This window comes from Paenibacillus sp. FSL R7-0216 (assembly GCF_037969915.1).
In the GTDB taxonomy this organism is placed as follows: Bacteria; Bacillota; Bacilli; order Paenibacillales; family Paenibacillaceae; genus Fontibacillus; species Fontibacillus rhizolycopersici.
The window spans coordinates 3,657,116-3,670,217 of record NZ_CP150222.1 but is presented as its reverse complement, the minus strand read 5'-3'; the positions used below and the strand labels follow the sequence as shown (position 1 = coordinate 3,670,217).

General features: G+C 56.3%; 9 protein-coding genes. 8 read left to right on the top strand and 1 reads right to left on the bottom strand.

Annotated elements, in window-relative coordinates:
• Window positions 1–253 precede the first annotated feature (253 nt).
• The 6 genes from MKZ15_RS16835 (at window position 254) to MKZ15_RS16810 (ending at window position 9,290) form a co-directional block, all read left to right on the top strand.
• Window positions 254–1,579: an extracellular solute-binding protein gene (locus MKZ15_RS16835; protein ID WP_213622708.1), complete on the top strand. Its 1,326-nt coding sequence runs from the start codon at window positions 254–256 to the stop codon at window positions 1,577–1,579.
• Between the two features lie 146 nt (window positions 1,580–1,725).
• Window positions 1,726–2,601, top strand: a complete 876-nt coding sequence (locus MKZ15_RS16830; protein WP_178025032.1) for a sugar ABC transporter permease — start codon at window positions 1,726–1,728, stop codon at window positions 2,599–2,601.
• Window positions 2,602–2,618: 17 nt separating this feature from the next.
• Entirely contained in the window at window positions 2,619–3,449 is an 831-nt protein-coding gene (locus MKZ15_RS16825) for a carbohydrate ABC transporter permease (protein ID WP_339817025.1), read from the top strand.
• Between the two features lie 31 nt (window positions 3,450–3,480).
• Window positions 3,481–5,283 carry a sensor histidine kinase gene (locus MKZ15_RS16820; protein WP_339817023.1) on the top strand — a complete coding sequence of 601 codons (1,803 nt, stop codon included), beginning with the start codon at window positions 3,481–3,483 and terminating at the stop codon, window positions 5,281–5,283.
• Window positions 5,273–6,928: a response regulator gene (locus tag MKZ15_RS16815; RefSeq protein ID WP_339817021.1), complete on the top strand. Its 1,656-nt coding sequence runs from the start codon at window positions 5,273–5,275 to the stop codon at window positions 6,926–6,928. The genes MKZ15_RS16820 and MKZ15_RS16815 overlap by 11 nt, the downstream gene beginning before the upstream one ends.
• A 52-nt stretch (window positions 6,929–6,980) precedes the next feature.
• Window positions 6,981–9,290: a glycoside hydrolase family 3 N-terminal domain-containing protein gene (locus MKZ15_RS16810; protein WP_339817020.1), complete on the top strand. Its 2,310-nt coding sequence runs from the start codon at window positions 6,981–6,983 to the stop codon at window positions 9,288–9,290.
• A 271-nt stretch (window positions 9,291–9,561) separates the two neighbouring features.
• On the opposite strand, the gene MKZ15_RS16805 is transcribed toward MKZ15_RS16810, so the two are convergent.
• Window positions 9,562–10,404: an AraC family transcriptional regulator gene (locus MKZ15_RS16805; protein WP_193416467.1), complete on the bottom strand. Its 843-nt coding sequence runs from the start codon at window positions 10,402–10,404 to the stop codon at window positions 9,562–9,564.
• A gap of 207 nt (window positions 10,405–10,611) precedes the next feature.
• Between MKZ15_RS16805 and MKZ15_RS16800 the strand changes: the two genes are divergently transcribed.
• Entirely contained in the window at window positions 10,612–12,402 is a 1,791-nt protein-coding gene (locus tag MKZ15_RS16800; protein WP_339817018.1) for an L-fucose isomerase, read from the top strand.
• Between the two features lie 34 nt (window positions 12,403–12,436).
• Window positions 12,437–13,096 (top strand): class II aldolase/adducin family protein, encoded by a 660-nt coding sequence (locus MKZ15_RS16795; RefSeq protein ID WP_339817017.1) that lies wholly within the window; start codon window positions 12,437–12,439, stop codon window positions 13,094–13,096.
• The last annotated feature ends 6 nt before the right edge of the window (window positions 13,097–13,102 follow it).

The window sequence follows — 13,102 nt, the reverse complement described above, 5'->3', positions numbered from 1 at the left end:
GGTTGAAAAGGGAAAAAGCACCGGTAAGTGAAAACGAAATTATAAATGTTATGTTATATAACATAGTTTTCTGAAAGTGGTATAAAAAACATCAAAACCAGCTAAATATTTCGGATATAATCGAAGATTTATAGGATATAGTCGAATCGATGTAGCTTTTATAATAGGTAATATAACAGGAAAGGAAACGAAAGTGATCATTTCCTGTTATGTTTAAGGACTGGATCCAAAAAACAAGAGAAGAGGGTTGACTATGGGCAAAAAACACAGAGGCAAAAAAGCGGTACTGCTCGGTTTGGTTGCGGTGCTGGCACTGTTCACGGCGGCTTGCGGTAACGAAAACGCGGCGGGCGGCAACAACAACTCCGGCGGCGCAGGCGAAGCGGAGACGATTACCTTAAACATGATGCATCCTTGGACTTCCCCGAACGTGGACAACGAAGTCTACAAAGCGCGGATCGCCGAGTTCGAAAAGCAGCACCCGAACATCGTAATTAAGCAAGACGGCGTACCATCCGCCCAATACAAAACCAAGCTGCGCACGTTAGCGGCCGCCAACAACCTGTCCGATATCAACGTCGTATGGCCAGGGGCGGATTTGTCGCCGCTTGTTGCCGGTAATTTGCTTCAGCCGATCAACGATCTGATGGACAACTGGGGCTCCATTCTGCCGGAAGCCGCGTTAGCCGGATTTAACGTGGACGGACAGCAATATGCGGTACCGACCAAGCAAAACTTCGTAGACATCATTTATTACAACAAAGAGATGTTCGCTCAAGTGGGTTACGATCAATTCCCCGACACCTACGATAAATTCATCGATGCAGTGAAGAAGCTGAAAGCGGCGGGGATTACCCCGATTTCGCTCGGCAATAAAGAGCAATGGCCGCTGCAATCGTCTTACATTTCCATCATCGGCGACCGGTTCACCGGAAGCGATTTCCTTCCGGCCGTACTTGAAGGCAAAGCGAAGTTCACCGACCCTGAGTTCGTCAAGGCGCTTTCGGTCATCGATGAGCTGACGAAGCTGGGTGCCTTCAATACGGACGCCAACAACATGGACTCCGTTCAAGGCCAGGACTACTTCATTCAAGGGAAGGCAGCCATGCATATTTCATCCGCAACCGTCGATGGACGAGTACGGATTAACAACGAAGAGGGAGATAAATTCGGCATCGCTCTGTTCCCAAGCGTAGAAGGCGGCAAAGGCGATCCGAAGAAGAGCGCCGGGATCGTGCAATACGGCATCGCTATCAAGAACGGGCTCGACGAGAAGAAAAAAGCGGCTGCCGAGGAGTTCTTGAAGTTTTTCGTGAGCGAAGATCTGTATAAAGAGTTGATCCGCAACGGGGTAGTCGTGCCCGCTAAGGTAGAAATTCCCGAAGACGCCAGTCCATATCTGAAAGAAATGCTATCGCTGACAGGTGGCGGTACAGCCCCGGTATTCGATAGCGTTATTCCTACGCAAGTGGTGGACGTCCTGCAAAACGGATTGCAAGCCTTGACCGTGGGCCGCGGCACCCCAGAAGAGCTGGCTAAGGAAGTTCAGGAAGCCATGGAGAACTATAGCAGCAATTAACGAAGAGTAGGCATTCTAAAGTCGCGATCCAACTTGCGCTTACGTCTTTCAAAATCGATGCGTGAAAGAAAACCCGAATCCCGGGTTTTCTTCATTCATCGGGCTTGAACCTAGATTCGACATAAAGGAAAAGGAGGGAACCTCTGGTGCAAACGTTACGAGGCACGAAGCTGGCGATTTTTATCGGGTTGTTTCCGGCATTAATCATCTATCTGGGCATTGCCATCGTTCCGATCGGAATGTCTCTGTACTATTCGGTGATGGATTGGAACGGCATCGGTTCGATGAAGTTCGTCGGCCTTGATAATTTCGTGAAGATTCTGGGCGACGACACCTTCTGGCTATCCGTCAAAAATAACGTCATCATCATGGTGACCGGCCTGATCGGCCAAATTCCCCTTGGTTTATTGCTTGCGCTGCTGCTCAACCGCGGACTCAAAGGCTCCGGATTTTTCCGGACGGTCGGCTTCATGCCGGTCGTGATATCATCCGTCATGGTGTCCCTGATCTGGGGCATGGTTTATAACACGGAGTACGGGATGCTGAACAATCTGCTTGGCATCGTCGGCCTCGACGGTTGGAAGCAAAATTGGCTCGGCGACGACCGGTGGTCGATGCTGTCGATCAGCATTGCGTACATCTGGCAGAACTGCGGACTGTACATGGTGATTTTCCTGGCCGCGCTGCAGAACATCCCCGACGAGGTGAACGAAGCAGCCGAACTGGATGGAGCCACCGGGCTCAAACGCACCTTTCGCATTACGATTCCGATGATTCGCAGCACGCTTATGGTTGGGGTCGTCTACAGTATCAGTAACTCCTTCCGCGTCTTCGACCTGATTCAGATCCTGACGGGCGGCGGTCCGGCGCATCAAACCGAGGTCATGACGATTCACATGTACAATAGCGCCTTCATGAACATGCGTTACGGATACGGCAGCGCCGTGTCGATCCTGATTCTGCTGTTCAGCTTGATCGTCATCTCCCTGGTGAATCGACTGGGCCGAGAAAAAGAAGCTTAAGGAAGGAGGATATACCCATGAATAAGAAGTCTGTCGGCTTCCGAATATTTGCATACACTTTTCTAAGCCTATTCGCTATGATGAATATAATCCCGCTGTTCTGGATGGTCGTCAACTCTTTCAAAAACGAACAGGAATACGCGGCCAGTCCGTTTTCGTTCCCGGAGGCATTGCATTTTTCCAACTACGCCGAGGCGTGGAAGGTCGCGAATATGAATGTATACTTTCTGAACAGCCTTTTCGTCACGTTTGCTTCCTTGATCGTGACCGTATTTTTCGGGGCCTTGGCTTCCTATTTCCTATCGCGGTTTCAATTCAAGCTTCGCGGATTCACCTACGGCGTATTTCTGCTCGGCATGCTGGTGCCGATTCATGCGACTTTGATTCCGATCTTTCTGATCATGCAAAAATTGCATCTGCTGGATACGCATTTATCGTTAATCTTGCCGTATACGGCGTTCCATCTATCCTTAACGATCATTATTCTGGAGGGCTTCATGCGGGGATTCCCCAAGGATTTGGAGGAATCGGGCGTGATGGACGGCGCGGGCATTTTCCGGATCTTCTGGTCGATCATTCTCCCGATCACGAGACCCGCGATGGCCACCGTCGTCATCCTCAACTTCATATACAACTGGAATGAGTACTTGTTCGCCTTGGTGTTGATCAGTTCTTCCGCACTCAAAACGCTGCCGCTTGGCTTGGCCAACTTCGTCGGCATCGAGACAGCGAGCCTCACCCTGCAAATGGCGGCGCTAACGATGGCGCTCATTCCGATCATTATCTTCTATCTGCTGCTGCAAAAGCAGTTGGTCACTGGCATGACAGCAGGAGCGGTCAAAGGCTAAAATTACATCACGAATGGCGGAGGTGAAGGCGATGACAGGCTATAAAAGGTTGCTCGGCAGCTTTGGCTTAAAGCGGAAGGCGCTTGTCATCTTCTTGATCTTCGTCATCCTCCCGACGTTTGGCGTCGGCGTGGTCGTGCAAATCCAATTTAACGAGGTCCTGCGGGAGCAGTTCATCAATTCGACCAAGCGAAATCTCGATAACGTCGCCGGCCAACTCAGCGAGCAGACCAAGATGGTCGAGGATATCGCCAATTACTTGATATTGAGTCCGGATATGCGGAACTTTCTGCGCACGTCGCCTCCGCTCAGTAGCGAACAGCAAGCTTCTTATAAGCGGAATATCGAGGATTTTTTAACATTCCAACTGATGTCAAAGGGGTACATTCGATCCATCGAAGTTAATGGATTCAATGGCAGCTTTATCGAAATGGGCGAGCCTTTCAGCGGCGACGAGACGAAATGGGAACAGGCCGCCAAGGTGCGCAAAGGCGGGATTACCTGGACTGAAGGATATGCGATCCATAGCGATTGGAACGGCGAAGTTCGCGTCCTGTCGATGTTCCGCGTCCTCAACTCCTACAGCCAGATTACCAAACCGCTCGGAAGGCTGATCATTCGTTTGGACGAAGCGAGTATCGTCGGTTTACTGGAGAAAGGGATTTTTAAAGACGGGGCCGGGAGCGTGTTTATCGTCGGTTCGGAAGGCCAGGTGATTCTGGGATCGAAGAATCCGTTGCCGGACGTGCTCCAACCGGGAGCGCCGCTTCTGGACAAGCTCTCGTCCGGACGGGGAGACTTAACGTACGAGGTGAACGGCCAGCGTTATTTGACCCTATATAAGGGGATGGAAAACACCGATTGGAAAGTGGTCGCCATGATTCCCGAAGCGAAGGTATCCGAGGAGTTCCGAGGGATCAAGATGACGATGCTGGTCATCCTGACGGCGATTATGCTGCTGGGGTTAACCGCATTGATCGGGTTCCACTATACGATCATCCGACCGATTTTGCGACTCAAAAAAGAAACCAGCAAAGTCACCTACGGCGATTTCAACGCTCGGGTTCCGGTCAATTCCAACGACGAAATTTCCGAATTAAACCGCAAATTCAATGAGATGGTCGCGACGATTCAGCAGCTCATCGAGCATAAATATAAGCTGGAGCTAAGGGAACGGGAATCCGAGCTAAAGCTCATGCAAAACCAGATGGATCCGCATTTTCTGTACAATACGCTCGATATGATCCGTTGGACGGCACGATTGGAGCAGGCGACGAAATCGAGCCAACTGATCGAAATGCTGTCGAAGTTCTTCCGGTCCAGCATGAATAACGGAAGCTATCAGACCACGCTGCGCAAGGAGCTGGAATTCGCCCAATCCTACTTGTACCTGCAGCAGCGCCGGCTCGGGGAGAAAAAGTTGAAGTATTCCCTCCACGCCGAGGCGGGCATCGAGGAGGCCGTAACGTTGAAAGCTACGATCCAGCCGTTGGTGGAGAACTTCATCAAGCATGGCCTGGACCGCGGCAAACCGTTCGGGGAAGTGAGCGTGCGCTGTTACGCCCGCGAAGGCGAAATTCGAGTGGACGTCATCGACAACGGCAAAGGAATGGATCCCGGTAAGGCGGAAGCCATCCGGAACGCCCTGGAGCGAACAGGAACCAGCGGAACCAGGGAGGGAGCCATGCATAACATTCACGAAAGACTATCGATCTTTTTCGGACAGAACTACGGTTTGGAGATCGTAGAGACTTCGGCCGAAGGCACGTGGGTACGGCTTCGTTTCCCTTTTGCCGAGGCTTGCTATCCCGGAGGTGAACCCCATGAATCTTGATTATGGAACGAATATAGATCCTGCCGGCGTTGGTAAACGGGTGAAGATGCTGATCGTGGACGACGAAGCGGTCATCTGCGAGGGGCTGCGTTATACGATCGACTGGACGAAGCTGGGCGTGGAAGTCGTAGGCGAGGCGTATGACGGGAAAGAGGCGCTGCGGCTGGTCGAGGAGCATGGCGTCCAACTGGTGCTTTCGGACATCCGCATGGACGGCATGGACGGGCTGGAGCTGGCCAAGCATTTGCGGCAACGGCATCCCGCGGTGCAAGTGGTCATGATTAGCGGCTATGAGGATTTCGAATATGCACGCCAGGCCATTCGGCTTGGCGTGGAAGACTATCTGCTGAAGCCGGTCGATATCGAGGAATTGAGCTCGGTCGTGAAAAAAATCGTTGCCGGCATTCGGACCGGCGATAAGGAAGAGAAAGACCGGGAAATCGAGCTATGGCTTTCGGGCATGGCCCGGCACGGCTCGGCGTACGGCAAAGAGCCGCCGCCTTCGCTGGACGGCGTCCAATTTCGCATCGTAGCGACCCAATTGGCCGATTTCCACGAACGATTTGCCGATATGGAAGCGGAGCGGTTCGAAGAAATCCAAGAAGCTTGGTTGCTCGGGTTGCATCGCAATCTGGAGGCTGGCCCGTTTCGAGCGCTGTCCGTTTTCGACCATGAAAACTTACTTATCACCTTCTTGGCTTCGGAGCAAAGGGCCGAACTGGAGGCTTGGGACGAAAGGCTGTCCTCGGCTATGGGTTCGCTTGACCCTGGAGCGGGGGGACGTATTTATGGCGGTGCTTCCTCCGTATACGAGGATCTGGAAGAAACCGCGGATCGCTGCGCCGAAGCCGTGCGTCTGCTGGCGCTTCATGTGCTGGACGGGCGCCGGGTCCTGACGGCCGACTACGGCGAAGCGGCGATGTTCGGCCGGACGCTGCCGGCGTTCGATATCACGGAGACGGCGCAAGGACTCGTATCCGCGTTCTTCAAGCAGGACCGGGAGGAAGTTCACCGGGCGGTGGAGGGCATGGTTCGGTTTTGCCGGGAATCGGGTTATTTGCTGCCGGAATTCTGGAACCTGTACGAGGAATTGTTTGCACTGCTCCGCCAGCGCTTGCGCAAAAGCGGCATGACCGGGTTGGATTACGCCCGCCGGGGACAGCCGGACCCGAATATATATAACTCCTATGCCGGACTTGAAACGGTGGTCTTGGAGGATATGGAGGAACTGCAGCGGTTAATTGACCAGAACGGAATCGACAAGTCTTACTGGATCGTCGAAAAAGCGAAAAAGTTCATCGTCGACCGTTACCGCACGGACCTCAAGGCTTCCGAGGTCGCCGCTTGGCTGAAAATCACTCCGAGCTATTTCAGTTATATTTTTAAGCAGAGCACGGGAAAAGGGTTTACGGAGTATATGAATGAGATGCGGATCGATCAGGCCAAAAACCTGCTGGCCACGACGCAAGATAAGGTATTCGAGATTGCGGACAAGGTCGGTTATAAGGAATACAAGTATTTCGTGTCCGTGTTCAAAACGTACACGGGCATGACGCCGAAGGAGTACCGCGGTCTGCGCGTCTGCAAGGAGGCGTCCGCGGGCGGCGGGAATACGGCGGCCGGCATGGAACCGGCCAATGACTAGGAGACGGTCGGACGGCGTTTGGGCCTCCGGCCGATAAGCGGGAGGAAGACGGATGGAAACTTACAAGCTGCCGTCCGCTCCGTTAGAAGAGCGGGTAGCGGATTTGCTGTCCCGGATGACGCTCCGGGAAAAGGTGGGCCAACTCAATCAGCGGATGTACGGCTGGGACGCTTATGTACGGAAGGAAGATACGTTCGAGTTGACCGATGCGTTCAGGGACGAAGTAGCCAAAGGCGGCGGAATGGGCGCGCTGTACGGCTTGTTTCGCAGCGACCCTTGGTCGGGCGTGAATTACGATAACGGCATAGCCGCGGCGGATAGCGCGAGGGTGGCGAACATGGTGCAGCAGTACGTGCTGGAGCATACCCGGCTGGGCATTCCCGTCCTGTTGACGGAAGAATGCCCGCACGGCCACCAGGCGCTGGACGGGACGCTGCTGCCGGTCAATCTCGGCGCCGGGGCAACCTGGAATCCCGAGCTGATGGAGCGGGCGTACGCCCATGTGGCGGCGGAAATCCGCAGCCGCGGCGCGCACGTGGGGCTGGTCTCGGCGCTCGATATTTTGCAGGAACCGCGCTGGGGGCGTTCGGAGGAATGTTACGGCGAGGATCCTCATTTGGCCGCCCGCTTCACGGAAGCGGCGGTACGCGGAATGCAGGGCGACGAGCCGCGGAAGCTGGATGCGCCGGACCGCGTCGCGGTCGTCCTGAAGCATTTATGCGCGCAGGGGGCGGCTCAAGGCGGGCGCAACGCCGGTCCGGGGGCCATCGGGCCGCGGGAGCTGCGGGAGATCCACCTCCCGGCAGCCCGGGCAGGGGCTCTTGCCGGAGCTGCGGGTTTCATGGCAGCCTATAACGAAATTGATGGCGTGCCGTGCCATGCCAACCGCGATTTGCTGACCGGCATCCTACGGGAGGAATGGGGCTTCGAAGGGCTGGTGATGGCAGACGGCTGCGCGGTAGACCGACTGTTGGCGCTAACCGGCACCTATGAGTCCGCGGCTGCTCTCGCCTTGGCGTCGGGCGTCGACATTAGCTTATGGGATACCGCTTTTTCCACGCTGGAAGAGGCGGTACGCCTAGGACGGGTGCAGGAAGCGGAGATTGACCGTGCGGCCGCGCGCGTGCTGCGGCTAAAATTCCGGCTGGGGCTGTTCGATCGGCCTTACGTGCCGGAGCTCCGGGCCATTTCCATTGTCGGCAGCCCGGAATTCCGGGACGTGAACCTGCAGGTCGCCCGCGAATCGGCCGTGCTGCTCAAGAACGAAGGCGACTTGCTGCCGATCGTCGGCCGAACGCGGAGGATCGCGGTGATCGGCCCGAACGCCGACCGCTTGTACAACCAGCTGGGCGACTATACGAGCGTCCAGCGGGAAGGGGCGGGCACGACGGTGCTGCAGGGCATCCGTTCGTGCGCCCCGGAAGAGACCGAGGTCGTGTACGCCCTGGGATGCGGCATCCGCGACCGGTCCAAGGCAGGCTTCGCCGAGGCGGTTGCAGTTGCCCAGGGCGCGGACGTCGCGGTACTCGTGCTCGGCGGAAGCAGCGCCCGAGAGTTCGGAGGCGACTTCGAAGACAACGGCGCGGCGATCGTCAAAGAGGGCAGCCCGTCCGAGATGGACTGCGGCGAAGGCGTCGACCTGGCTGACCTTTCGCTCGGCGGAGTCCAGCGGGAACTGCTCGAGGCCGTTGCCGCCACCGGCACGCCGGTCGTCGCCGTCATCGTGCAAGGCCGCCCGCATGCGCTCCTCGACGTCGTCGATTTATGCGGTGCGGTCCTCTGCGCGTGGTATCCCGGCACGGAAGGCGGCCGGGCGATCGGGGAGCTCCTGTTCGGCATCGCGAATCCGAGCGGTAAGCTGCCCGTGACGCTGCCGCGATCCTCAGCCCAACTTCCCGTGTATTACAACCAAAAGGATCCCGGACGAACCCGAAATTACGTCGATATGCCCTCCGCGCCGTTGTACCCGTTTGGCTACGGGTTAAGCTACACGCAGTTTGCTTATGCCCATTTATCCTTGTCCCGGGAAGTCGTCTCGACGGCGGAGCTGGAGAACGGGGAGCGGGTGAAGGTTCGCGTCGAGGTAGAAAATACGGGGGCCAGGAGCGGGGCGGAAACGGTCCAACTGTACATCCGAGCCCGGGAATCGGGCATCACCCGGCGGATTGCCGAGCTGAAGGGGTTCCACAAAATCGAGCTGAACCCGGGAGAAAGTCGTGTCGTCGAGTTCATGTTGGGCCTGGAGGAGCTGGGGATCTGGAACCGCGAGTTACGTTTTGCGGCGGTTCCTTGCATAGTCTCCGTTCAAGTCGGGGGCGACAGCCGCGACACTCTTTCCGCTGATCTGACCGTCACAGTGTAACTATAGGAGACAATTTCGTAATTTGCAGCGCAAGGTTCCAAGGGCGGTCGCCCTGGTACTTGCGCTGTTTTGTTTTTATGGGGAAGGGGAAGCGGCTTTGGCGCCAGAGAATCCCCTTTGTCGGACGCTTTGCAGCATTATCCCGTTTGATCAGAAGTTAAGACAGTTAAGACTACAACAAGAAACAGCCAACTCGGGTGAGCAAACTTACGCCCCCTGAACAAAAGGGATAATGGTGAAAAACGCCCGCACAGAGCACAAAGCGCCCGGTTTATTTCGTTTCCCGGAAAGCGCTGGGCGATTGGCCGGTTACTTTTTTGAACAACATGGAGAAATATTTGTCGTTCCCGTAACCGACCCGTGCGGCGACTTCATGTATCGGCGCGTTGGTTTCGCGGAGCAGGCGCTTGGCCTCCTCGATCCGGCGGGTGATGAGATAGTTGACGGGCGAGTCGCCAAGTTCTTTTTTGAACAGATGAGATAAATAATGTTGACTGACGTAGAGGGTATCGGCAATTTCCTTGAGCGTAATGCTGCGGGTGTAATTCTTATCGATGAACTGCTTGGTGCGGACGGTAATTTCGTTCTTGTCCTTCAAAGGATCAAAAGGATGCTTCACGTCAACGATCCGATATAGGAGCGTGATCAGTGACATGAGCAGGTTGTTGCTGAGCGTCTCGTAGCCGAGCACTTGGGAATCGCATTCCTGCAGCATTTCCGACAGGTAGCTCTCGACTTTGTAGGCGTATTTCTCGCACGGGATCACCGGGTCGACGGAGGCGGGCAGCAGCTGTCCCGGCGGTACGCCGTCGATATGCACGTTGCCAACACCGCAGTAGATTAACTTGAAAGGCTCTGGACTCACCGAACGTTCCTCATGCGGAACGCCTGCGTTATAGACAGCGACATCGCCGGGATGCACTTCGTAGGTCGTGCCCCCGATCCGGAATTCCCCTCGGCCTTCGACGATATAGATGATCTCGCAATAGTCGTGGATTTGCGGCGGCGCGTAGAAACGGCGTTCGTCCACGACTTGGCCGGCGTACAGCAGCTCGGGCGTTTTTTTGAAGCGGAAGCGGTCGCTTTTGCGATGAGGAATTTCGATTTTCGGCACGATGGGCTCCTCCCGAACGTTGGATACTCCCATTATAGCGGAAGCGAAGGCGAATGGGAGGATATTGCAGGAAAATTACGCAGCGGAGAGGCGGTTCACTATTTTGCGGTGTTGCGGCGGCAAGAGGGCAATATAGTAGGTTCCCGAACGTACCGAGCCAACTTTAGAATGGGACTATAATTCATTGTCCAAGGAGGCAGGTTGGGTATGGTTGAAAACGGTTACAGATGGCGGGATGGATTTCCGAAAATCGGCATTCGTCCAACGATCGACGGCAGAAGACGGGGCGTACGCGAATCGCTGGAGGAGCAGACGATGAACCTGGCCAAGGCGGTGGCCCGGCTGCTAGAGGCGGAGCTCCGTTACCCGAACGGGCAGCCGGTGGAATGCGTAATCGCCGATACGTGCATCGGCGGCGTAGCGGAAGCGGCGGCCGCGGCGAAGAAATTCAAGGCGGCCGAGGTCGGCGTATCGATCACCGTAACGCCGTGCTGGTGTTACGGTACGGAAACGATGGATACCGATCCGCAGATCCCGAAGGCGGTATGGGGCTTTAACGGCACCGGCCGTCCGGGTGCGGTGTATTTGGCCGCCGTGTTGTCCGCGCATGCGCAAAAAGGGCTGCCGGCGTTTGGCATCTACGGCGAGGACGTACAGGACGAAGGCGACGACCGGATCCCGGCCGACGTGCAGGAGAAGCTGCTGCGGTTTGCCCGCAGCGGGCTGGCGGCGGCGCTGATGCGCGACCGGGCCTATCTATCGATGGGCTCGGTGTCGATGGGGATCGCCGGGTCGATGGTGAACGACGCCTTTTTCCAGGAGTATCTGGGAATGCGCAACGAGTATATCGACATGACCGAGTTCACGCGGCGGATGGAGGAAGGGATTTATGATCCCGAGGAATACGATGCAGCATTGGCCTGGGTCAAGGGAAATTGCCAGGAAGGTCCGGATAATAACCCGGCCCAGCTACAGACGACGCGGGAGCGCAAGGACCAAGAATGGGAGACGGTCGTTAAAATGACGCTGATCACGCGCGACCTGATGATCGGCAACCCGCGCCTTGCCGAATTGGGGTACGAGGAAGAAGCGCAAGGCCATCACGCGATTGCTTCCGGCTTCCAGGGGCAGCGCCAGTGGACGGATCACTTCCCGAACGGCGATTTCATGGAGACGATGCTCAATTCGTCGTTCGACTGGAACGGCACGCGCGCGCCTTACCTTTTGGCAACGGAAAACGACAGTCTGAACGGCGTCGGCATGCTGTTTGGGTATTTGTTGACGAATACGGCGCAGATTTTTGCCGATGTGCGTACGTACTGGAGCCCGGCCTCCGTGGAGCGGGTGACCGGCCATAAGCTGGAAGGACGCGCTGCGGGCGGTCTCCTGCACTTGATTAACTCCGGTTCGGCGGCGCTCGACGGAACCGGCGAGCAAATGAAGGACGGCGCTCCCATCATCAAGCCGTTCTGGGAGATCAGCGACGAGGAGGTCGATCGCATGTTGCAAGCGACGCAATTCCGACCGGCTTCGCTGGAGTATTTCCGCGGCGGCGGATTCTCCACCGACTATTTGACCCGTGGCGGCATGCCGATGACGATGACCCGGCTCAACCTGGTCAAAGGGCTCGGGCCAGTGCTGCAAATCGCCGAGGGGTACTCGGTGGATCTGCCGGAGCAAGTGCACGACACGCTGGATAAACGAACGGACCCAACGTGGCCGTCGACCTGGTTTGCGCCAAACCTAACCGGCAGCGGCGCGTTCGCTAGCGTCTACGACGTGATGGATCACTGGGGCGCGAACCACGGCGTGATTAGCTACGGCCATATCGGCGCCGATCTCATCACGCTGGCGTCAATCCTGCGCATCCCGGTCAGCATGCACAACGTGCCGAAGGAGAAGGTGTTCCGTCCGCGGGCCTGGGGCCTGTTCGGTACCGAGGATGCGGAGAGCGCAGACTTCCGGGCGTGCACCGCGTTTGGACCGCTGTACAAGTAAACCGTTACTCAAGCCTATAAAGGAGCTAAACGAGATGCAAAACATGGAAACACGCCAGGAGCTTTGCAAATATGCCCGTAAGATTGTGGAGAGCGGGTTGGTCGTGGGGCCGGGCGGCAACATCAGCGCCCGGGCTGGCGATAAGATGTATCTGTCGCCGAGCGGCTTCGCGCTCGAGGAGATCGAGCCGGAGAAGTGGATCGAGGTGGATATCCCGACGGGGGAAGTGACCGAGATCGGCCTGCGTCCGTCGTCCGAGGTGCTGATGCATCTATATGGCTACCGCCAAAAGCCCGAAATGGGAGCCATGGTGCATACACACCCGTCCCATTGCATCGCTTTTACGCTGATCGAACGGGACCTGCCGATCATGTTCCCGGATCAGGCCGCTTTGGTCGGTCGGACGGCGTTTATCCCGTATTTGATCCCAACGACGGATCTGCTGGCGAATGCGGTCGCCGAAAAGGTGAACGAGGCGAGCTCGATTTTGCTTGGGAACCATGGGCTGGTGACGACGGGCCGCAATTTGCGGGAGGCTTACTACCGGACCCAGGTCGTGGAGGAAAGCGCGAAAATTTACTTAAACGCGAAGGCGGCGGGTACGCCTGTCCCTTTAACGAACCAGGAGGTCTTGGACATCGCGGCGCTCGAAAGTGAAGACTACCGGATCACGCTGCTGCAAAAAATGAAGTGATTGGAC